The 22,322-nt window shown below is 41.6% G+C and carries 17 protein-coding genes; 6 read left to right on the forward strand and 11 right to left on the reverse strand.

Features of this window, described 5'->3' with window-relative positions; genetic code table 11:
- Positions 1 to 46 precede the first annotated feature (46 nt).
- Together RIC88_RS03665 and RIC88_RS03670 are read left to right on the forward strand one after the other, a co-directional pair.
- Positions 47 to 682 (forward strand): HAD family hydrolase, encoded by a 636-nt coding sequence (locus RIC88_RS03665; RefSeq protein ID WP_350216117.1) that lies wholly within the window; start codon positions 47 to 49, stop codon positions 680 to 682.
- Entirely contained in the window at positions 675 to 1,898 is a 1,224-nt protein-coding gene (locus tag RIC88_RS03670) for a site-2 protease family protein (protein WP_350216118.1), read from the forward strand. The genes RIC88_RS03665 and RIC88_RS03670 overlap by 8 nt, the downstream gene beginning before the upstream one ends.
- Here the strand turns inward: RIC88_RS03670 and RIC88_RS03675 are convergent.
- From RIC88_RS03675 to RIC88_RS03705, 7 genes are all read right to left on the reverse strand, one after another.
- A complete protein-coding gene (locus RIC88_RS03675) occupies positions 1,895 to 2,194 on the reverse strand; it encodes a rhodanese-like domain-containing protein (protein ID WP_350216119.1) in 300 nt (99 codons plus the stop codon). The two genes, RIC88_RS03670 and RIC88_RS03675, sit on opposite strands and share 4 nt — an antisense overlap.
- On the reverse strand, positions 2,191 to 4,032 hold the full coding sequence (locus RIC88_RS03680; RefSeq protein ID WP_350216120.1) for a T9SS type A sorting domain-containing protein: 1,842 nt from the start codon (positions 4,030 to 4,032) through the stop codon (positions 2,191 to 2,193). Before RIC88_RS03680 ends, RIC88_RS03675 begins: the two co-directional genes overlap by 4 nt.
- On the reverse strand, positions 4,029 to 4,880 hold the full coding sequence (locus tag RIC88_RS03685; RefSeq protein ID WP_350216121.1) for a PASTA domain-containing protein: 852 nt from the start codon (positions 4,878 to 4,880) through the stop codon (positions 4,029 to 4,031). Before RIC88_RS03685 ends, RIC88_RS03680 begins: the two co-directional genes overlap by 4 nt.
- Before the next feature lie 32 nt (positions 4,881 to 4,912).
- Positions 4,913 to 7,846 (reverse strand): T9SS-dependent choice-of-anchor J family protein, encoded by a 2,934-nt coding sequence (locus RIC88_RS03690; RefSeq protein WP_350216122.1) that lies wholly within the window; start codon positions 7,844 to 7,846, stop codon positions 4,913 to 4,915.
- A 7-nt stretch (positions 7,847 to 7,853) separates the two neighbouring features.
- The gene (locus RIC88_RS03695) at positions 7,854 to 8,132 is read right to left on the reverse strand and encodes a NifU family protein (protein ID WP_350216123.1); all 279 of its coding nucleotides are present in this window, start codon (positions 8,130 to 8,132) and stop codon (positions 7,854 to 7,856) included.
- 3 nt (positions 8,133 to 8,135) lie between these two features.
- Positions 8,136 to 9,227, reverse strand: a complete 1,092-nt coding sequence (locus tag RIC88_RS03700) for an Mrp/NBP35 family ATP-binding protein (protein WP_350216124.1) — start codon at positions 9,225 to 9,227, stop codon at positions 8,136 to 8,138.
- Between the two features lie 108 nt (positions 9,228 to 9,335).
- A complete protein-coding gene (locus RIC88_RS03705) occupies positions 9,336 to 10,646 on the reverse strand; it encodes a hypothetical protein (RefSeq protein WP_350216125.1) in 1,311 nt (436 codons plus the stop codon).
- 83 nt (positions 10,647 to 10,729) lie between these two features.
- Between RIC88_RS03705 and dnaG the strand changes: the two genes are divergently transcribed.
- The 4 genes from dnaG to surE are packed head-to-tail and all read left to right on the forward strand — an operon-like array spanning position 10,730 to position 15,234.
- On the forward strand, positions 10,730 to 12,658 hold the full coding sequence (gene dnaG, locus RIC88_RS03710; protein ID WP_350216126.1) for a DNA primase: 1,929 nt from the start codon (positions 10,730 to 10,732) through the stop codon (positions 12,656 to 12,658).
- A gap of 3 nt (positions 12,659 to 12,661) precedes the next feature.
- The gene (locus tag RIC88_RS03715) at positions 12,662 to 13,861 is read left to right on the forward strand and encodes a bifunctional 3,4-dihydroxy-2-butanone-4-phosphate synthase/GTP cyclohydrolase II (RefSeq protein WP_350216127.1); all 1,200 of its coding nucleotides are present in this window, start codon (positions 12,662 to 12,664) and stop codon (positions 13,859 to 13,861) included.
- A complete protein-coding gene (locus tag RIC88_RS03720) occupies positions 13,858 to 14,460 on the forward strand; it encodes a hypothetical protein (RefSeq protein WP_350216128.1) in 603 nt (200 codons plus the stop codon). Before RIC88_RS03715 ends, RIC88_RS03720 begins: the two co-directional genes overlap by 4 nt.
- Before the next feature lie 3 nt (positions 14,461 to 14,463).
- The gene (gene surE, locus RIC88_RS03725) at positions 14,464 to 15,234 is read left to right on the forward strand and encodes a 5'/3'-nucleotidase SurE (RefSeq protein ID WP_350216129.1); all 771 of its coding nucleotides are present in this window, start codon (positions 14,464 to 14,466) and stop codon (positions 15,232 to 15,234) included.
- Between the two features lie 44 nt (positions 15,235 to 15,278).
- Here the strand turns inward: surE and RIC88_RS03730 are convergent, their stop codons facing one another.
- The 4 genes from RIC88_RS03730 to RIC88_RS03745 all read right to left on the reverse strand — a co-directional run bounded on the left by RIC88_RS03730 (position 15,279) and on the right by RIC88_RS03745 (position 22,322).
- On the reverse strand, positions 15,279 to 16,805 hold the full coding sequence (locus RIC88_RS03730) for a bifunctional GNAT family N-acetyltransferase/carbon-nitrogen hydrolase family protein (RefSeq protein ID WP_350216130.1): 1,527 nt from the start codon (positions 16,803 to 16,805) through the stop codon (positions 15,279 to 15,281).
- 246 nt (positions 16,806 to 17,051) lie between these two features.
- Positions 17,052 to 17,543: a DinB family protein gene (locus RIC88_RS03735; RefSeq protein ID WP_350216131.1), complete on the reverse strand. Its 492-nt coding sequence runs from the start codon at positions 17,541 to 17,543 to the stop codon at positions 17,052 to 17,054.
- 424 nt (positions 17,544 to 17,967) lie between these two features.
- The gene (locus RIC88_RS03740) at positions 17,968 to 19,266 is read right to left on the reverse strand and encodes a TolC family protein (RefSeq protein WP_350216132.1); all 1,299 of its coding nucleotides are present in this window, start codon (positions 19,264 to 19,266) and stop codon (positions 17,968 to 17,970) included.
- Positions 19,263 to 22,322 (reverse strand): efflux RND transporter permease subunit, encoded by a 3,060-nt coding sequence (locus RIC88_RS03745; RefSeq protein ID WP_350216133.1) that lies wholly within the window; start codon positions 22,320 to 22,322, stop codon positions 19,263 to 19,265. The genes RIC88_RS03740 and RIC88_RS03745 overlap by 4 nt, the downstream gene beginning before the upstream one ends.

A 22,322-nucleotide genomic window follows, 5' to 3' on the forward strand; every position in this document is an offset into this window, starting at 1 on the left:
CAAAAGGAAGCGCAATATTACATATTTGCCGTTTAATACCCAACGAATGTCAAACGTACTGCAAGGCATAGATGCCATAATTTTTGATTTTGGAAATGTACTTATTGATCTTGACTATCCAAGAGTAATAAAACGGTTTTCGGAAGTAGCTAAAAAGAATACAGAGGAGATCGAAGAATTGGTTGTAACAGCCCCTATTTTACAGAAGTTTGAAATGGGAATGATTGGCCCGGATGAATTTAGAGCTAAATTCAATTCGCTGTTAGGTACCAAGATGGGCGAACGACAGTTTGAAGATATTTGGAATAGTATGCTAAAGTCTATCACTAAGGAGCGAATGGATAAAGTACTGCAGATTGGTAAAAGGTTTGATACATTCATCTTGTCAAATACCAATATGATCCATGAGATAGCTTATGAGGAGATGATAATGGAAGAAACGGGCCGGGCTAGTTTAAGGGATTTTGTGAAGGAAGTATACTATTCACATGAAATTGGAATGCGTAAACCAAACCTCAACTGCTATAATTTTGTTATCGACGATATAGGGCTTTATGCTTCACGCATGCTATTTCTGGATGATAGATTGGAAAATGTGGAGGCGGCTAAAAAAGCAGGGATGAAGGCAATACAGATTTTCGACCCTGACAAACAATTAAACGAAATTTTCGGGCTTGGATAAAAATCAAAAGACCAAACTCATTCAGCTGGGTTTATTTATTGTTACAGTTATCACTACCACATTTGCAGGTGCTGAATGGACGTTGGGTAAGTTTATCTTTTTCGGAATGACCTGGGATGATTTCCTGTTTGGTTTCCATTTTTCCATTCCCTTTTTGCTGATTTTGACTGTCCATGAGTTCGGGCATTATTTCACAGCTAAGTATCATAAAATCAATGTAACATTGCCCTATTACATCCCCATGTGGTTTGGCTTTGTTGGGATGGCATCATTGGGCACCATGGGTGCGTTCATTCGCATTAAAGAAACCATTTTCAGCCGGGTCAAGTATTTTGATGTTGGTGTTTCAGGACCCATTGCCGGATTTGTGGTGGCTGTAATCTTCCTTATATATGGCTTTCAAACGCTCCCGGAAACTGAATACATCTATGAAGTGCACCCAGAATATGAGGTATTCGGAGAAAACTTTGAAGAGCGAATGGAGGGACTTGACACGCTCATTCTAAAATCAGACTTGAATCCGGAACGTTTGGCCTTTGAGACGCTTCCTGATACGATTGATACAAGCAGGGTAGGGGCTGTATTTTTCGGGGACAATATTCTGATGAACCTCGGAAGAAAGTACTTGGCTCACAATGATCGTTATGTTCCCAGTTCAAGGGAGTTGATGCATTACCCTGTATTATTGGCTGCTTATTTGGCCTTTTTCTTTACCGCATTGAACTTGTTACCTATTGGACAGTTGGACGGAGGACACGTTTTGTTTGGCCTATTTGGGGCTAAAAATCATGCAATAATCTCTCGTGTATTATTTACCGGATTTATTTTCTATGCGGGACTTGGTTGGGTTACAACCGCAGACCTGGTTAACAGTTCGCTGGAGAGTATTGGCAATTTCCTCATCAGTATCGCGCTTTATCTGTTTGTGGTGTATTGGTGTGCCTTTAGCGTGTTTAAGGAAAAAAGGGATCGGCTGCTTTATGCTACCGTATTATTTACTGTTCAGTTTTTTGTGGCCTCAGTATTAAAAGTGGAGGGGTATTCAGGATGGCTGTTATTTTCCCTGTTGATTGGAAGGTTTATTGGTGTGGATCATCCACCTGTTGTCGATAATACACCATTATCAGTAGAGAGACAGATATTAGGCTGGATAGCTCTTGTGATTTTTATTCTAAGCTTCAGCCCTGAACCCCTGGTTGTTGAAGGCGGCTTTTAAAGTTCCAGATAGGCTGTAATGCCACCTTCCATGTTTCGTACATTGGTGAAGCCTTGGGAATTTAGAAACTTTTTAGCTCTTCCTGATCTTGCACCAGACTTGCAATGCACGATTACTTCTTCATCTTTCATGTGTTCGATCTCAGAAATTCGGGCCGGCAGGTCTCCAAGAGGAATCAATTTGGCCCCAATATTTGCTTCTTCGTATTCCCACTCCTCCCTTACGTCAATGAAATTGAATTTTTCACCTTTATCTAATCGCAATTTTACGTCTGAGCAAGTAATATCTTCGTTCATTTCTTGATGATTTTTATGGTTTGATCACCTTCTTTCCGGTGAATAGTGAGCAAATATAATCCTGCCTTTAAACTAGAAAAATCATGAGTTCTATTTGTTCCTTCCCTAGCTAAAATCCGACCTGAAAAGTCTATCAGAGTAATAGCCTCGTAAGTGCCGGAAATTCTAATAATCCCACTAGTAGGATTAGGGTAAACTTTTAAAGACTTTTCTTTTGGATTAGTCCCTAATACCAGACTATCCACTTTGGCAAAAACAGGACGTATCATCAACGCGCCTGATAGACGTACATTTTGTTCCCACTGTCCTGTTTTGTTTTCATAAATGTATTTGGAAGCTTCAGTATTACTTCTATCAAAACCTATCCCGATGTATTCGTTTTTGCTTTGTTGATAGCCAATATAGAAAGTATCTGATAAGATAAGTGGACGGGCTAGTTCATAGCGGGTAAATTGGTTAAGAGCGGTTGCATTTTCCACCAAAATGTTTTGTTTTCTGATAGGACCAGCTTGCAAATTCCTGAAAATACGAAGTTCAAGTGGACTACCGCTACTAAGAGGGTCAATATTTGGAAAGTAAATATCTATATGTGTTAACGTATCCGATTGCTCAAGCCAGAATTTCATAGCCACCTGGCCCCCGTCGATATTTGTACCTGCTGCATACTCTGCAGTCCCGTCATCATACGCATAGTAGTTATGTAAGAGGTACTGGGTGCGGATGGTGTCATTCACCCGTAGGTTAATTTGAGATCCATCTAAAAATTCATCATCCGAACTTTCAAGATAAACTTCAGATAAAAGCATTAGTGAGTCCTCTTCTGGAATTGAAGAAAGATCAACGTTATTCAATTCAATATAGCGTTGAACGGACACCTTAAATGGGTCAGGGTTATTTAAAAGTGGGTCTTTTGTACCGTACTCAATAGAATCTATCCTAGTTCCATTTTTAAGCTCTCTTATCACTAGTATGTATTCGGTTGGTTGAAGTTGAACATCCAAATTAAATGCTTGAACATATTGACTTGAGGTTAAGAAAGTCTCGTTTTCTTTGAATTGGTGAATTGGTAGAGCCTTGAAGGGGGCAAACGGGGAAGATAATTGACCGGTCAATCCCCGATCTAAATAGTAGTAATCATCCGAACCTCTATTCTCATTTAAATATATCCAATCCAGATGCCAGGCATCAAACGGACCGTCTTTATCACCAAAGGATTGAAATCGAAACCGAAAGTCTTGAGTAAGATATTGGGATGGTACTTCAATAGCTTCCTGAGTGAAGACGGTATCTTCACCATTGGTAATATCCTCACCGTCTATCAACCATTCTGTGATCCATTTTTTATCTTCTGTATTCGGGTTGTAAAACTGAAGTCTCAATGAATCTCCTTTCTCCGGCAACTCCACATTCCCACCGGCTTGCCAATAAAAGGAAAGAACTACATCAGCTTTTCCTTGCAAGTCAATGGTTTCTGAAAGTAACTGATCGCCCCAGGAATTTTTATCATTATGGAATCCGCCATTTGCATCTAAACCATCAAAGGTGACCACCTTATAAGTTGGTGGGTTTTTGGCGAGTGTTGCATTTACAAAAACATTTTTGCTCGAGTCCGCATTCCATTGTCTTGAACTATCTGATCCCCAAACGCGAATGCCATCAACAGAATCAGTACTCATTGAAAAATCATCCCAGAAGGGGAGTGAAGCCGGGCTAACCGTTTCCATAACCGCTACTCTTGCTCTCGTTTCCTTCTTTGGCTTTATAATAGGCTTTACAATCAGCTGAGCAAAACTCAGTTGGGCAATCAGGATAAATATGATAGAGGCATATTTTTTCATTGATTGTCCAATATCGTGGAAGTGTTGCTGACTGAGTCTGGCTTATAAATCCAGATATCCACCGGATCTCCTATGGTCACCCTACGTCCCGGACGAGGATATTGTTGCTGCACTGTGCCCGGTGAAATATCCCGGTACTCAAGGATCTCATTTCCCAGTGAATCTGTGGCACCAAATCCAGCAAGCGATTTGTCTGTGCTGCTGACCTTTCCGACTTTTAGTCCGGAACCTATGATAGCAATTTCGGCTTCTTCCTGATCTAAACCAATTAATAATGGGGATTGAAAAACAGTATTTCCATACCCATCCCCAACAATCAAGTCGATTGGAGATCCTTTTTCAATTTTTTCACCTTCTAAAACGGTTCTGCCGTTCAATCTTGCCTCGTGTACTACACCAAAGAAGACATCCGGCACATACTTCACTTCTCCTAACTTTAAGTCATAAGATTTTAATACCATCATTGCACTTTTAAGCGAAAGATCTTCCACTTTAGGCATACGTACTTTGGGTGGGCTTTCCGCATTGAGGGTAACGTATATTTTTCTATTTTCTTTCACCTTTGTATTTGGCTTTGGCACCTGTCGCAATACGGCTAATGGAGGGAAGTCCGGTGAATAGCTAGAGTCTGCAGTAGCTTCATAACGTAGGTTTCTTTTTCCTAGAAATTCGTTCAATTCACTTACTGTCTTGCCTTTGATGTCTGGAACAGTAATGGTCTCACCATGATTTGTAGTAATTGGTAGCCACATGTAAAACACGATGATTACAATTAAAAAAGTACTGCCAATAAGTACTCCTAGATGGATTAGAAAATCTTTAATGCTGGTTGGTTTTCGAAATGACATACACTTTTTAATGTTGGGATAAACCTAATGAATTAGCGATTAATAAACAGTTTTTGAGAGGTATTGAATTGCCGTCCAACGATATTCAGGAAATAAAGTCCTTGCTGAGAAGGGGCCTGATATTTTAAAATTTGGTTCAAGGCATTGTCAACCCTTTCTTCGAAAATTATTTTGCCACTCATATCCAATAGTCTAATAGTTACAGACTCTTTCTTTGCAAGATTCAAGCCCAGGTTAAAACTACCGTTGGATGGGTTTGGAAATATTCTCGCTGGCTCTGCATAGGCCGGAGGTTCATTGCCTCGTATACTTATGTCATCAATATACAAATCATTCCCACCACCGGGAGTAAAGACAAATGCAATTCGTAATTCTTCATCAGGGAAATTATGAGGTAAGTCAATTCGAAACATTTTCCAATCTGAATCGGTTAATGGAACCCATTTGTCTTGGGATTCGGTGATAGACAAGGAATCTGAATCAGCATGAAGCAATGGTTGATTTGTATTGTAAGTTTCTCCACAATCGGTAGATAGCAACACCTGCAGTCGATCGCTAAAGCCGCTACGTGAAGCGTATGAAACTCTAAAATAAAGTCCTGCACTGTCTAATCCCCCGGTATTCAGATTTGGACTAATAAACCAATTGGTTTTTCCAAGATCTGACGCATTAAAGCCACGAGCTTGCAGTACGCCATTGTCGTTTTGAAAAGTTCTTCTGAATAAAGTATCTGTATCGTCTGCAGTGATTACCCAATTATCTGTAGACTCAAAATCGACAGTTAGTGGGTATTCATCTACTACATTATCTCTGTGAACATTGATCTCAACAGAATTTTCAATCATCGACTCATCTGCCACACCATTTACCAGGGTGATTTCAATCCCGAAAACATTTCCGCCAGTAACTAAATTATCAGCAGCAAGATTAAACGAAGCATTTCCTTTCGATTCAATACTCAAATTATCAAAGGAGGTTGTCAAGGTGTCACTATTGATATTATATTTTACCTCGAATGACGTAATAGTTTCAGAACCTACATTTCTTATATTCAGTCTGATATCAGAAGATTCTGAGCATGTGATTAAAGGCCCTTTTAAGCTTAGAGGCTTAATGTCATTCTCAAATAAATTGGTCTCTACTATTTGTACATCATCGACATAAATGTTGTTGCCGCTTCCATTGATTCCAACAAAAGCAAACTGGACACCATCAATATCCCTATACTCTGTTATGCTAATTAAAGTGTCGATCCATTCTAACTGATTGGCAGGGGTGAAAGGGTTATTGTTTTCGGATGCAGTAGCAAGATTTGGCCCAAATCCGAAAAAAATGATGTCAGGAAAAGTCTCTCCACAATCAAGGCTCGCTTTTACCATCAAACCATCGTAAAAAGCGTCAGGTCTGTTAGCATGAGCATAGCTAAACCTGAGGTCTCCCGACGCAATCCCTTCTAAATTTAGAATTGGAGTTTTGAAAATAGTCTGTTCTCCAAACCATTCGGTGTTGTTGTAAGCTTTGAAATTAAATGCCTGATTGCCGGGAGTGGATTTTGGAGCATTAACAACTTGCCAAGGCTTGGTTGGTCCGTATTCACCAAGTACGTCTACACTGCCCTCAAAATCCTCATTGAAAGGAAGTGTTTGAGAAGTGACGGATTTCACCATCCTTACAATAGAGTTATTGAAGTTATTTCCATCGCTTCCACCGTTCACGTTACTTATTTCATAAGAAACAATTGTTGATGAGGATATTGAATGCGATCCGAATGAAATAGTGTCTGTAGCAAGTGGGGCTAAGGTTGTTGTAATATTTTGTGGAGTGCCTTCAGGGTTGCCATCAATTACAAGCTGGATATCATAGGAAGAAACCTCATTGATGCCATAGTTTGAAACAATTACTTGTGTGGAAACATTAGCATCACACTCAGCAAAATGAGGTCTAATAATCGCTGTAGCTGCCAAGTCATTTGAAAACCGAGTTGGATCTGATAAACCGGGGCTAGAAATCAAGGACATCCTGTTTGGAGCATTGTCCATGACCGTGCGCATCCTCGTCTTTTGTCCCAGTGTAAACAGGTTCATACAAATATCATCGGTGTAGTCCATGTAATTTTGAAACATCTCTGGCTCACCAGCCACGCAAATTTCATCGTCATCCGGATTTGGAAATGTGCATGGCGAAGTATAGTCTCCGTTATCATTGTCAGCCAGAGGAGTATCGTCTACAAAATCATCCTTGGTACAGTTGCCGTCTCCCCAAATATGTCGTAAACCCAGGTAATGACCAACTTCATGTGTGAGTGTTCTTCCGTAGCTTTCAAAAGAAGGAGACGAAGGATTTACACCAAAATATTCATAATCAATCAGGACTCCATCGAAAATGAAATCTTCTGTATCATTTGTGATTCCTTCTAAAGAGATAATAGGGAATGAGGCATATCCTAAAAATACTTGTAGGTCTGTGACCACAATATTCAGGTAATGCTCTGCAGGCCAGTAACTTTCTGATCGTAAAAGCGGCCTGTGAGAGTTGGCCCTGTATACATCTCTCGAACCTCTTAGCCTGACAATACCATTGGTCGGATTTCCGGCTGGGTCCTGTTTTGCCAAAACAAATTCAATTTCTACATCGGCGGCTACCGGAAGGAACTCATCTGGTGTATTTACCGCATCGGCATTCATCCTTCTGAAATCAGCGGTTAGTGAATCTATCTGTGCTTTAATACGCTCCTCAGAAAGGTTTACCCCTGTACCAACCGGCTCACCTTTGTGAAAAACATGAACAACAACGGGGATTTGATAAAGAGGGGCTTGTAAACGATGTGCTAGATTTTTACGCTCAGCGATTTTGGTACTGATCCAATTTTCAAATTCACCAGTAGTGGGTGCTATGGTGCCACACCTTTCCTGAGCTGAAGAGCCAAGGGAAATCAGGCATAAAAAAAAGAGTAACCCACTTCGCATGGGTCCATTAATTAGCAAATGGGAGTTTAGCGTTTGGGTCGTCTGGCGAAGTAATGTTAACGGCATGAACGCTTTTTATTTCCGGAACTTCTCTTTTAATAGCTTCTTCTACGCCAGCTTTAAGTGTCATGGTAGACATGGGGCAAGTGCCACAGTTACCCATTAGCTCAAGCACTACATTCATATCCTTATCCACTTCCAGCACCTTCACGTCTCCTCCATCAGCTTCCAGATATGGTCTGATGTTGTTTAGTGCTCTTTCTACTCTTTCAACTAATTCTGACATATACTAAACGGTCACTTCTACTTTTTTAGTCTCTAACATCGAGGCGTTTCTAATTGCCACCTGTCTGGCTACATTCTCCGCAAGATGCTTAAAAGCATCCGATAATTCTCCATCCTTCATTGCTGCAGGATAGCCACTGTCTCCACTTTCCCTAATCGACTGAACGATAGGGATTTGGCCCAGCAGCTCAATCTCATTCTTTTCAGCCAGCTTTCTTCCTCCTTCTTCTCCAAAGATAAAGTATTTATTGTCAGGAAGTTCATCTGGGGTAAACCAGGCCATATTCTCAACCAATCCTAAAATCGGCACATTGATTTGTGGCTGTTTAAACATGGAAATACCTTTCTGAGCATCTGCAAGTGCTACTTTTTGAGGAGTGGTAACTACCACTGCTCCGGTCACAGGTACAGCCTGTACCAGCGTAAGATGGATATCACTGGTGCCCGGAGGTAAATCAATGATTAAATAATCCAACTCACCCCACTTAGCATCTGATATAAATTGTCTTAAGGCTGAGCTTGCCATTGGTCCTCTCCAAACCACGGCATCTTCACTATTGGTTAAAAATCCAATGGAAATAAGCTTCACGCCATACTGCTGGATAGGGACAATTTTGTTTTTGCCATCTTCCTGCACGATTCCCGGTTGCTCAAACTCGCAATTGAACATTGTTGGGATGGATGGACCATAAATATCTGCATCAATTAATCCCACATCAGCACCACTTCTTGCCAACGCAACGGCAAGATTCGCAGCAATCGTAGACTTCCCAACGCCTCCTTTTCCGGATGAAACTGCAATGATATTTTTAACCCCAGGTAGAACCGGACCTTCATCCCTTTTGGTTGTTACATTGGAAGTCATGTTGATGATGGTTTTCACATTACCTAAATGCTTTTGTATTTTTTCTTCACAGTCCTTCTTGATCACTTCTTTGAGAGGACAAGCCGGTGTGGTGAGGACCACATCAAATGCAGCTTTGTTTCCATCGATGTGAATATTTTGAATCATACCGAGTGAAACCAGGTCCTTTTTAAGATCTGGATCAATCACTTCACTCAGTGCTTTTAGTAGATTTTCCTTCGTCAATTCCATTCGCTCCGCAAGTTATAAAGTCTCTTGGTCAATTACTCTAATTGTCGATTTTGGTATTCAATTTCGGATACTTAGATAACTATCAGTAATTGGTTTTATGCTTTCATTCTAGTTCTCTCTGAGATATCCCCAGGCATGTAACTTATCACTATCTTCAAACCAACGATTTCCAATATCAGTTCGATAATACATGTTTGGAATCATAATATTTTTGATTCTTGTATAAAGCTGCTGTTGGGCCTGTTTCATCGTTAACGCCATTCCTGTAACTATTAGAGCAACTCCTGTACCCCCGGTGATCAGCCATTCGTTGTTTACAAGCTTCACATCCTCAATGTGCACTCCTTCAGTCATCGGCTTTTTAAAAATGATGGCTGCATCTTTTGAAAATGCCTCAAATGTTTTTGGGTCTTTGTATGGGAATGGTGGAACCACTATTCGAGCTCCGATCTGGAAACCACTTTTCGTTTTTAAATTGATCTTTTCTCCCTTGGCTAGCTGATACAAAAAATCCCCGATTGGATTGAGCATTCCTTCAGCCTGAATTGAAATCGTTGGGTACCCAAAACGAGAAGTAAATTCTAAAGGATAAATCCCATTGCTATTTACTATACAATTAACATCTATATAACCGACATACCCTTCCTTCGCCAATGTAGGTTCCATTTTTTTGAGTGTAGAATTGAAGATTTTATTAGGTCCACTCCAGAACATACTGGTCCCCATCTCACCGGTTGCTACACCCAACTCTCCGGGAAATAGCTTTTTGTGTTCAAAATTGATGTTAATCGGGTAGATAAACTCCTTTCCATTGAAGAATGCACCAACACCAACCTCAACACCTGTATCCACTTTCTTTTGAAGCTGATAAACCTTCACTTCATCGCTCCATGCGTTTTTATATGCACTAAGAATGCGAAGAACGTCGCTTCCATCTTCTTCGACTCCAACAAAAAGCAGTCGTTTGATATTCTGAGCCTCACCACTCGGTTTCAGCACATACTTTCCGGGGTTTGCTTTAATGTGTTCTATTCCTGCATCAAATGAGTCAAACTCATGATAGTTTAAAATATTGACTTTATGTTTCTTAAGCTCTGCCTGCCCAAATGACCGATCATCTTCCAGCTTGTCTGTATATGGTGTGCCCCCAACAACAAACTTCCCCTGATCACGCAAATTTTTAGCTTTTTCACCTTGTCCCAGCACATCGTCAAAGACAATTAAATCTGCCCAGTCGACTTCAGCTTCCCAATCATCTACTTTTTCTACAAATCCATTCGCGATTTCTTTTTCACTTTCTTCTTCTATGAAGTATTTCACATGATGCCCCTCTTGTGTACACATCCAGGCAATATCACTGATCAAACCGGAGATCGAAACAAAAAGAATATTTACCGGATCTGTCGTTTGTTTAGGCATTGAATTTTTTGTTTAAATGTATATGCTATTCCTGATCATGACGTCTGCATTTTATCAGGTAATTTTGCATCCCAACTTCAACTATGATCCATCCATCAACCATCGAAGAAATCAAGAATCGAATCGACATTGTCGAGGTTGTAGGGGATTTTGTGACTCTGAAACGCTCAGGCTCAAGTTATAAAGCCCTGAGTCCATTTACCAATGAAAAGACCCCTTCTTTTTATGTAGTCCCATCAAAGGGCATTTTTAAAGACTTCAGTTCAGGAAAGGGAGGTGATGCCATTACATTCGTGATGGAAGTGGATGGACTTAGCTATGTAGAGGCCCTCAAATACCTGGCCGGAAAGTATGGGATCGAAATCAAGGAAGAGGAACAATCCGATGAAGCTCAGCAAGCCCAAAATAAACGCGAGAGCCTTTATATAGTCCTGAATTTTGCCAGTGAATACTTTCAAAGAGTACTTCACACATCGGATGAAGGGAAGTCAATTGGTTTGTCATACTTCAAAGAAAGAGGGTTTACTGAGGAGACAATTAAGAAATTTGAATTAGGATATTCCAAAGAACTATGGGATGGACTTTTAAATGAGGCAACACAGAAAGGCTATAACAAAGAATTACTTGCTGAGGCTGGATTGGTAATTGACAAAGAAGGAAAGAATTATGATCGCTTCCGAAGTAGGGTTATATTCCCTATCCACAATGTTTCAGGAAAAACGATCGCCTTTGGAGGAAGAAAACTTTCTAGTACTGACAAGTCTGCGAAATACATAAATAGCCCTGAAACGGAGCTATACCATAAGAGCAAAGTGCTGTATGGTATGTTCCAGGGTAAAAATTCCATACGGAAAGAAGATAACTGCTATTTGGTGGAGGGTTATACTGATGTAATCTCGATGCATCAGGCAGGAATTGAAAATGTGGTCGCTTCTTCAGGTACCGCTCTTACCGAAGATCAGGTGAAACTGATTCGTCGCTACACGGAGAATGTAACCGTAATATTTGATGGGGATCAGGCAGGGATTAAGGCCTCCATGCGAGGAATTGATCTTTTGCTTGAAGGAGATTTGAATGTAAAAGCTGTTGCACTGCCTGAAGGAGAAGATCCGGATAGCTATGCGAAACAGCTAGGTGCATCGGGTTTCAGGGAATATGTAGGTGAAGAAGCTCAGGATATCATTCGCTTCAAAACCAAAGTGCTGCTGGATGAAACCGGAAACGATCCGGTGAAAAAAGCCGGGGTAATTAAGGATATTGTATCGAGTATCACCAAGATCAATGATCCGGTTAAGCGTACAGTTTATATCAAAGAGTGCAGCGATCTATTAGGCATTGCTGAGTCTGTATTGGTAGCAGAGCAAAATAAAATCCTGATTCAAAACCGAAGGAATAAGGGGAGGGATGAACCCCCGATTCAAGAGGAAATGCCCCCATTTCCAATGGAGCAAGAGGATCTGATAGATAAACTGGATATTGGGAAAATCATTGAATATCAGGAGCGAGAAAGCATCAGAGTATTGGTCAATTACGGGAAAAGTAAAATACAAACCCGCGAAATGCAGGATCAGAATTTAATCGACTATTTTCTGAACGAAGCAGATGAAATCCAGTTTACAAATGAAACCTATCGAAGGATCGTTGATGTCTTTAGGGAAAAATTGAATGAAGGAGAAGTAATAGATGGTGAATACCTTCTGAATCATGATGATGAAGAGATCAGGAAGACGGTGATAGATTTAAGCGCTGATAAATATGAAATTAGCGAAAACTGGAGTGAGAAATATAAGATTCATGTGCCGAGAGAAACTGAATTTTTAAGGGACGTCACCTATACCAATGTACTTCGCTTAAAATTCAGAATCGTGCAGCAATTGATTCAGGAGGAAACCGAGAAGCTCAAACATGCTACAAATGAAGCAGAGGTGGATGAACTTTTGGATGACATAAATGAGTTGAAGATGGTATCGGTAGAAATAGCCAAAATATTAGGGAACGTATTAGTAGGATAAGCAATGCTTGATAAAATTGAAGAAGCCATTGAGGCCATAAAAAATGGAGAAGTGATCATCGTGGTAGATGATGAAGATAGAGAGAATGAGGGGGACTTCATATGTGCTGCAGATAAAGTGACGCCAGACATCATCAACTTTATGTCAAAGGAGGGAAGAGGCCTTATTTGTGCATCTCTGCTTGAAGATAGATGTAAAGAGCTGGACCTGGATTTAATGGTGGGAAAGAACACGGCAACTTTCGAAACCCCATTCACTGTCTCAGTTGATTTAATTGGTCACGGCACCACCACTGGTATTTCTACCTCAGATAGATCGAAGACCATCAAAGCATTGGTAAATCCAGATACAAAACCTGAAGATTTGGGTCGTCCCGGTCACATTTTTCCCCTGAAGGCCAAGCAGGGAGGAGTGCTACGTAGAGCAGGGCACACGGAAGCTGCAGTTGATTTTTCAAGATTAGCAGGATTAACTCCGGGAGGAGTCTTGGTTGAGATATTGAAGGATGATGGCACAATGGCCAGGCTCCCTGATTGCCGTAAGATTGCTGATAAATTTGGTTTGAAGTTGGTATCGATTGCAGATTTGATCGAGTATCGCATGAAGAAAGAATCGATGGTTGAGGAGGAGATTCAAGTAAGTATGCCTACAAATTGGGGTGATTTTCAATTGAAAGCATTTAAGCAAAAAAACACAGGAGAAGAACATCTGGCACTGATAAAGGGAACGTGGAAAAAGGATGAACCTGTCATGGTAAGGGTACACAGTTCATGTGTGACAGGTGATATTTTTGGATCCTGCCGATGCGACTGTGGAGGACAACTACATGGAGCCATGCAAATGGTAGAAAAGGAAGGGAAAGGAGTGGTGCTTTACATGAATCAGGAAGGCCGGGGAATAGGACTGATGAACAAATTGAAAGCGTATAAGCTTCAGGAGGAAGGAAAAGACACGGTAGAAGCTAACCTGGAGCTTGGGTTTAAGTCGGATCAGCGGGATTATGGGGTTGGTGCGCAGATTTTGCGTAAGCTTGGAATTACTAAATTGAGATTAATTACAAATAACCCTAAAAAACGTGTCGGATTGATGGGGTATGGTCTGGAAATTGTAGAGAACATAGCCATAGAAATAGCTCCCAACGAACACAATCAGAAATATTTGGAAACAAAAAGAGATAAGCTAGGGCACGAGATTTTAAAATGAGACATTTACTTTCTACGCTTTTATTAATTGCTGCTGTTAGCCTTTCAGCACAGCAATTTTCATCCGAGGTTTTTCATGAGGGTTTCATGGTGACAGTCGATAGAGACACCATAAAAGGAGACCTTAAATATGATCTGGATGCCAATCTTCTAACTGTTATTTACAAAGGCAAAACCAAATCATTTTCAAGTCATAAAGTATTTTACTTTGAGATATTTGATTCTATTCTGAACAATTACCGTCAATTTTACTCGATTCCTTACACAGTTAACATTGACTATAAAATTCCTGTGTTTTTTGAGCTGGTATATGAAGGCAAGCTTTCATTGATGGCTCGGGAGCGTATTGTAAGTCAGTCAGTAAATAGCTCCTCAGCTTATTGGGGAGGGGGAAATACCACCAGGTTGGTGATTGAGTACTCATTCTACTTTCTGGATAGCAAAGGGAAAATCACCTATTATACCGGAAAGAAAAAAGATTTGCTTGCTTTTATGATCAAGAAGCAATCGGATGTAAAGAAATTTATCAAAGACAACAAGTTAGATACTAACGAAATGGCCGATCTTGTGCGGATCACAGCGTTTTACAATTCAATTTAATCTATGGCAAAACCCTTAATCCTAGTAAGCAATGACGATGGTATTACCTCCAGAGGCATCCGGAAGCTGATAACTGTGGCTAAACAGCTCGGTGAAGTGGTAGTGGTTGCTCCGGACAGTCCGCAATCCGGAATGGGACATGCTATCACTGTTGGTGATACTTTAAGGCTAAAGAAAAGTGAACTGTTTGAAGGTATTGAAGCATATGAATGTACCGGAACACCCGCAGATTGTGTCAAACTGGCAAAGCATTATGTGCTGAAAGATCGGAATATTGATCTGGTTGTTTCAGGGGTAAATCATGGAAGCAATAGCTCTATCAGTGTGCTTTATTCCGGTACCATGAGTGCAGCGATTGAAGGCGCCATAGAAGGTTTGCCGGCTATTGGATTTTCTTTGTGTGATTATGATCCGGCAGCTGAAATGGATCACATTGATAATTATGTGAAAAAGGTGATTGAAGAAGCGCTTAAAAATGGAATTCCAAAAGGCATTGCCTTAAATGTCAATTTCCCGGTCATTCAAAAAGAGCCAATTAGAGGAATCAAAGTATGTCGTCAGGCTAATGCAAATTGGGAAGAACAATTTGATGAGCGAAAAGATCCTTACGGAAGATCCTACTTCTGGATGGTAGGAAATTTTGTAAATCATGACAAAGGGGAGGACAATGATGAATGGGCGTTAGCCAATAATTATGTTTCCATTGTACCATGTCAGTTTGATATGACCGGTCACCATGCTATTGCTCAGATCAATGAGGAGTGGGGTATTTGAAATAAGAGCTTTAGGAAAGTTCTAAACTTTCCTAAAGCTTGACTTTACTTCTTCTTCAATTCATACAAATCAGTCCTACGATCTTTAAGATTATTCACACTTCCAAATTTGTGTAGCTCTCTCAGATCATCCACATCCACATCAGCGATCAGTATCATTTCTGTATTGGGTGTTGCCTCAGCTTTGATCCCATTGGTAGGGAAGGCAAAATCGCATGGCGTAAAAACAACCGATTGCGCAAACTGGATATCCATATTGTGCACATTAGGTAGGTTGCCGACACTTCCTGCCAGCGCTACATAACATTCGTTTTCTATCGCTCGTGCCTGGGCACAGTTTCTCACACGAGAGTATCCATTTTGTGTATCAGTAAGGAACGGCACAAAAAGAATATCCATTTCCTCTTCCGCAAGTAGCCTGCTCAGTTCAGGAAACTCCACGTCATAACATATCAGTACCCCAATTTTCCCGCAATCGGTTTCAAAGGTCTGAAGGCTATTTCCTCCTTCCATTCCCCAGATTTTAGATTCATCAGGTGTGACATGCAGTTTTTCATAACGCTCTACAGAGCCATCCCTTCTGCACAAATACCCAACGTTATAAAGGCGATCTTTTTGCATTTCCGGCATACTTCCCGTGATGATATTGATGTTGTAGGTCACTGCCAATTTTGAAAAACGATTCACGATTTCCTCGGTGTGTTTGGCTAGTTCTCTAATCGCATCAGGCTCAGCTAAATGGTTGTTTTCAGCCATTAGTGGCGCATTGAAAAATTCCGGGAATAGCGCAAAATCTGAACGATAATCTGACACTGCATCGATAAAGTATTCTGCCTGCTGCATCACATCATCAAGGTCTTTATAGGGACGCATCTGCCACTGAATAAGCCCAAGACGTACCACACGTTTGATTGAGCTGGCCTGATCGGTCACCTCTTCATAATAGATATTGTCCCATTCAAGTAGTACTGCATAGTCCTTGGATTCCTTGTCCCCCTCCAAATACCCTTTTAGAATTTTGGATACATGAAAGTCATTGGAAATCTGAAAGTTAAGGACAGGATCGTCGATTTCTTTAAGCTTTACTTTGTCGATGTATTGGCGAGGAGTCAGGTCTTTGGCGTGTGTATGATAATTGGGTATTCGACCTCCAAATGCGATACCGCGAAGGTTCATGCGTTCACACAATTCCTTTCGGTAATCATACAAGCGCCTGCCAAGTCTCAGCCCCCTGAACTCCGGTTTTATGAAAAGATCAACTCCATAGAGAATGTCGCCATTTTTTTCGTGTGTGCTAAAGGTGTAATTGCCTGTGATCTGACGGTAAGTATGTCGTTTTTGAGCGACACGACTGTTAGTGATCATCGTTAATGCACACCCGGCGATCTGTCCGTTTACTTTAATAACAACCTGCCCCTCCGGGAACAAAGACATCAATTTTTCCAGCTCATGTTTCTCCCAAAAGTTGTTTTCAACCTTCTGATAAGATTCAATCATCGCTCGCTTCAATTCCTGATAGTCATCCAGACTTAAGTAGGAGAGCTCTATGTTTTCTATGTCAATGTCTTGCATAATGTAAAGGTATGCTGGAAGGTGGAATGTTTAGAATATTAAATTATTAGTCATTGTATGAAATTCCTTTTTGAGGGTGATTTAAACTTTAAATAATCGTTTCCGCAAGGTCTCAATATAGATCTTGGCTTTCCTTTTATACCTTAAAATTCAGAATTTATTATGAATTTTCGAGAAGTATGAATTTTGGAAGATCTCGGCACAAGGCCGGGATAGAGAAGCATATAAGGATGATTTGACTGCATTTTACAAATACCTTTCTCTAATCATATCCAAATGATGCTTCTCATGCCCAATGATTGATTTCAGAAAATCTTCAAGTGTGATTTTATGCTCACGCGCCATACCCTTGATTTGCAATTGGTTCTCTGATAATGAGTCAATGAAGCTTGAGGATGCCTGACGAACATTCGAAAAATCAATGATCAACTGTTCAATGGTTAGTTCTTCAAAACGTGCATTGGAAACAAGCAAATTCTGATCATATCCCCATAGCTCTACTTTCATCTTTCTGCTGAGCTGAAAAGCTCTAAACATTTTTATTCGCTCATGATCAGTGATGTGTCCAATAATCTGCTTTATGCTCCATTTGTGGGGTGCATAGCGATAGGAGGCTTTTTCTTCATTTAGAGACTTTAAAAATGATATGGCAACTGTAGACGAAAAGAGTGCATTCAATTCTTCACCTTTGACTAAATCAATGTAATAGGGGAATCCGTCTTGAGGTGTGAGCTTCATGAATGAAAAGTTAGACATATCCAGACTAACATTTAATCTCTTTTGAGAGGAAGATCCCGTAACGAATACGGGATTGAAATCAGGGGCGAGGATTACTTCAACCTTAGGTTGGCGATAGAGGAATAATTCCCACTTGAAGGGGGGCGTGATGGAAAGTGGATAAGAGGGGGATGTTTTTATTATAGCACAAGCGGGTGCTGCACTATGTTGAGTTTCAGAACTTCAAAACTGTAGCGTCATTCCTGATGTAGCGAAGCGGAATTCAGGAATCTTTGGAGGTCCCGGACTATTTACTGGCAAAGGCAGGCACATGGAAGGGAATATGCTTCATGGTTTGCCGCATTTATTCCGGCATCTTCATTTCGTGAAATTTTTTGAAAGATTCCGGCACAAGGCCGGGATAGATTATATTAAATATTCGAACTTATTCCCTACTCCCCAAAAGATTCCCTGACAATCTTAGCAATTCAATCTCAGCAATTTTTGTGGTATTAAGTGCTTCTATGTAGCGTATCTGTGCGTTTACAGCATTATTCTGTGCTTCCCTAACCTCAATTGGATTTGATTTGCCAACACGATATCGCTCCAGTGCGATGGACACGTTTTCTTCTGCTACCTCCAGATTCTTTTGTTCCAAATCAGCCAGTATCTGTGCATTTCGTAAAGTCATCAATCCTGATCTGACGGCAGTTCGAAGCTGTGCTTCGCCTTGTTCGTAAGCGGTAAACGATTGTTCACTGAGAATCTTTGCATTTTGGATGGTTCGGTTTCGATTCAATCCATCGAACAGGGTCATGGTTGCTGTGAGGCCGTATGTGATACCGCTCGATACGTTGCTTTGTAGAAACCCTGCTTCCGCAGTAAGGTTGGAATAATTGTAGCCCAGGTTAAAATCAAGGGTAGGTAATCGCTCTCGTTCATTTTCTTTGATCGTGAGGATATTTACCTCTTGCTGACTTCTCAGCTGCTTTAGCATTGGATTTTGCTGAATAGCATCAGATTCAATGTTAGCCAGATCTTTGAGCTTATCCGAAGTATCGTGTGTATATGCCAGTGTAAATGAGTCATACCCTTCTTGTACCCCGATGAGATGCAGAAGCTGTAGTTTCTGAATGGCAATGACTTCCTGCTGCTTTACTAAAGCTGACTGATCTGAATTGTAATCCACCTGCGCTTGCAAATACTCGAGTTTGCTTGCTTTGCCCACCTCATACTTTTCCTTGCTGATCGTCACTCGCTCTTCTGATAGCTTGAGTGTACTTTCCAGCAATGCAAGGCGATCCTGCTCCAGGGCAGTGTTGTAAAATGATTTGAGTACATCTGATATGGCATCCTGAACCTGGTTTTTGAATGCCATCTGGTTAAGCTGGCTAATTTCCTCTAAGCGATCCTTCGTGGCGAACATTCGAAACCCATCAAATAAGGTCCAATCAAGGCTGGCACCAGCTGTGTACACAGTAGTTTTAGCCCCATCCCGGCTTTGTCCTTCACCGCTGATAAACTGCTGCTCCGTGTCCTGAATGGATTGTCGTCCGGACCCACTTACGCCAACCGTTGGTAGCATTCCGGCATTCCCGATGGTATTGTTGTTTTCGGCTACCTTCAGGTTATACTTTTCCAGTCGAATATCAAAATTATGTTCCAGCGCCAGCTCGATCACCTTATCTTCAGTAAGAGTGTCTCCAGGCTGTATCAGTGCAAATAGTAACAGAAGTTTTATCATACTCTTGCCAGTCTTTTTTCTTTACTCGTAAGGAATGAATAGATCGCCGGGATCACGAACAAACTTAAGAATGTCGCGATGATCAGTCCTCCAATTACCGCAATTCCCATGGATACTCTGCTTTCGGAACCGGCACCCAATGCCAGTGCAATAGGTAAGATTCCTAAAATGGTCGAAAGGCTGGTCATGAGAATGGGGCGAAAACGCATTTTGGAAGCCACTTTTATCGACTCCATGATATCAAGACCTGCTGCCTTTTGCTGATTAGCAAACTCCACGATCAATATGCCATTCTTAGTGATCAAACCAATTAGCATGATCATGCCTATCTGTGAAAATATATTGAGGGTTTCATTGAAATACCACAAGCTAAACATCGCACCGAGAAGCGCCAGAGGCACGGTGAACATGATGATCAATGGATCCCTAAAGCTTTCAAACTGAGCAGCCAGCACCAGATAAATGAGAACCAGCGCCAGTGCAAAAGCAAAGTATAGATTACTGGAGCTTTGCTGAAATTCCAATGAAGAACCGGACAGTGCCGTTTGATATCTGTCGTCCAATACTTCATTCGCAATGATATTCATTTGTTCCAATCCTTCCCCAAGTGAAACCCCTTCACTTAGTTGTGCGCTTACCGTTGCTGAAGTAAATCGATTGTAGTGAAACAGTTGGGGAGGGGTGGATCGCTCTTCCAGAGACACCAAATTGTCCAGTTGTACCAGGTCTCCGTTTTTGGATTTCACGTAGATGGACTTGAGATCTAGCGGTTCGTTTCTATTGTATCGGTCCAGCTGTCCGATGACATAATACTGCTTGCCATTCATGATGAAGTAACCAAAGCGATTTCCACTCAGGCTAAGCTGGAGGGTTTGGGCTACATCACGCACGGATACCCCAATGGATTGAGCTTTTTCACGATCGATGCGAACACCGAGCTCAGGTTTGTTAAACTTGAGGTTAAGATCGATATAGCTGAATGCAGCATTGGCGTTTGCCTTTTCTAAAAATTCAGGTAGGACTTCTTTTAGTTGCTCCAGCGTTCGTGCCTGTATGACAAAGCTTACCGGTAAGCCACCAAAGCTACTTCCGATTGATTCAGGCTCAGATATAAAAGCACGAGCCATCGTATTTTCGGCCACCTTTGGACGTATAGACTGGACGATCTCATGCTGCGAGCGTTCTCTATACTGAATGTCCTTCAATTTTACTATTACAAAGGCTGCATTGGTTGCGGCAGAAGAAGAAAACCCCGGGCTGGTAATTGAGATAATGGATTGTCTCTCCGGCACGCTTTCTAATAGCATGTTCGTCATGTCCATCGCATATTCGTCCATGTAATCGAAAGTGGCACCTTCAGGACCAGTAGCAAATATTCTGAATTGCCCTCTGTCTTCCAAAGGGGATAGCTCTGATGGGAGCACCTGACCAAAAACGTAGATCAATCCGGCTGCCACCAATACGATCACTCCTGAGATCCAGCGGTTACCCATGAAGGCGTCCAGCGCACGATTGTATTTCGCATTTAGCCAAACGAAAAATGGCTCTGTTACTTCGTAAATCCATTGTTTCTTTTCTCGCTTTTTCAGCATCTTACTGGAAAGCATCGGTGTTAGCGTCAGCGCTACAAATGAAGATATGATCACGGCCACAGCAACTGTAATCCCAAACTCTCTGAAAAGCCGTCCGGTCAGTCCCTGGAGAAAGACAATGGGAAAGAACACCGAAGTAAGCGCGACTGTGGTAGAGATTACTGCGAAGAAGATCTCTTTGGTTCCTTTCTTTCCGGCTTCCTCCGGCTCCATTCCATCTTCAATTTTGGAGTAGATATTTTCCAATACCACAATCGCATCGTCTACTACAAGACCAATAGCGAGCACTATACCCAAAAGGGTAAGCACATTGATACTGAAATTCAGCAGATACATTATGAAGAATGATCCGATCAGGGCAATCGGGACGGTGATGACCGGGATGAAAGTGGTACGCCAGTCTCTGAGGAAAGCAAAAATGATCAGTACCACCAGTCCGAAAGCGATGAAGATGGTTTGCTTTACTTCCGCAATGGACTCTTTGATATACTCCGTGTTGTCAAAGGCAATTTCTGTTTGAATGTCCTCGGGGATGTTCTTCTGGAGTGCCTCCAAACGTTTGTAGAATTCCTCTGCAATATCCAGGTTGTTGGAGCCGGGTTGTGGCACAATGGCATTTAGTACCAACGGGATACCATTGTTTCGAAGGGCTGTTCGTTCGTTTTCAGGATAAAACTCCGCACGGCCTATGTCCCTGAACCGGACGATATCATTTTCTGATTCGCGAATGATCAGATCGTTGAACTCTTCAGGGGATGAAAGGCGACCAAACGTCCGCACGGTAAGTTCAGTGGCGCTCCCTTCGATACGCCCCGATGGCAGCTCAATGTTTTGATCACCTACGGCGTTTAGAATATCCAGCGGAGTGAGGCGATAGGCTGCAAGCTTGTTTGGATCCATCCAGAGCCGAATGGAATATTTCTTTTCTCCCCAGATTCGCACTTCACTTACACCGGGAATGGTCTGGAATGTTTCCTTGAAGAGGTTGTCAGCGATTTCTGACATTTCCAGCAGGTTCCTTTGCTCACTGTAAATTCTCAATGCGATGATCGGGCTGCTATCCGCATCTGCCTTGGTCACGATGGGTGGGTCTGCATCAGGTGGTAAATTCCTGACGGCCCGGGAAACTTTGTCACGCACATCGTTTGCTGCAGCTTCCAGGTCAATTTCCAGGTTGAACTCTACCGTGATAGTACTCCTTCCATCAGCAGAAATGGAGGAAAGGGTTTTGATTCCATCAATCCCGTTGATCGACTCTTCCAGTGGCTCGGTGATTTGCGTCTCAATCACATCTGCACTCGCACCGGTATAGCTCGTGGATACCGTGATTACCGGAGGGTCTACGCTTGGATACTCCCGAACACCCAGGTAGCTGAAGCCAATGACACCAAACAAAATGATGACGATCGACATTACGATCGCAAGGACCGGACGATCAATACTGATATTGGAAAGACTGGCCAT

The sequence above is a fragment of the Ekhidna sp. genome (assembly GCF_040220215.1).
In the GTDB taxonomy this organism is placed as follows: Bacteria; Bacteroidota; Bacteroidia; order Cytophagales; family Cyclobacteriaceae; genus Ekhidna.

Coding starts and splice junctions, on each gene's coding strand:
- RIC88_RS03665 (WP_350216117.1), top strand. CDS start 47: ATGTCAAACGTACTGCAAGGCATAGATGCCATAATTTTTGATTTTGGA.
- RIC88_RS03675 (WP_350216119.1), bottom strand. CDS start 2,194: ATGAACGAAGATATTACTTGCTCAGACGTAAAATTGCGATTAGATAAA.
- RIC88_RS03680 (WP_350216120.1), bottom strand. CDS start 4,032: ATGAAAAAATATGCCTCTATCATATTTATCCTGATTGCCCAACTGAGT.
- RIC88_RS03685 (WP_350216121.1), bottom strand. CDS start 4,880: ATGTCATTTCGAAAACCAACCAGCATTAAAGATTTTCTAATCCATCTA.
- RIC88_RS03690 (WP_350216122.1), bottom strand. CDS start 7,846: ATGCGAAGTGGGTTACTCTTTTTTTTATGCCTGATTTCCCTTGGCTCT.
- RIC88_RS03695 (WP_350216123.1), bottom strand. CDS start 8,132: ATGTCAGAATTAGTTGAAAGAGTAGAAAGAGCACTAAACAACATCAGA.
- RIC88_RS03700 (WP_350216124.1), bottom strand. CDS start 9,227: ATGGAATTGACGAAGGAAAATCTACTAAAAGCACTGAGTGAAGTGATT.
- RIC88_RS03705 (WP_350216125.1), bottom strand. CDS start 10,646: ATGCCTAAACAAACGACAGATCCGGTAAATATTCTTTTTGTTTCGATC.
- dnaG (WP_350216126.1), top strand. CDS start 10,730: ATGATCCATCCATCAACCATCGAAGAAATCAAGAATCGAATCGACATT.
- RIC88_RS03715 (WP_350216127.1), top strand. CDS start 12,662: ATGCTTGATAAAATTGAAGAAGCCATTGAGGCCATAAAAAATGGAGAA.
- RIC88_RS03720 (WP_350216128.1), top strand. CDS start 13,858: ATGAGACATTTACTTTCTACGCTTTTATTAATTGCTGCTGTTAGCCTT.
- surE (WP_350216129.1), top strand. CDS start 14,464: ATGGCAAAACCCTTAATCCTAGTAAGCAATGACGATGGTATTACCTCC.
- RIC88_RS03730 (WP_350216130.1), bottom strand. CDS start 16,805: ATGCAAGACATTGACATAGAAAACATAGAGCTCTCCTACTTAAGTCTG.
- RIC88_RS03735 (WP_350216131.1), bottom strand. CDS start 17,543: ATGAAGCTCACACCTCAAGACGGATTCCCCTATTACATTGATTTAGTC.
- RIC88_RS03740 (WP_350216132.1), bottom strand. CDS start 19,266: ATGATAAAACTTCTGTTACTATTTGCACTGATACAGCCTGGAGACACT.
- RIC88_RS03745 (WP_350216133.1), bottom strand. CDS start 22,322: ATGGCCAGTCTTTCCAATATCAGTATTGATCGTCCGGTCCTTGCGATC.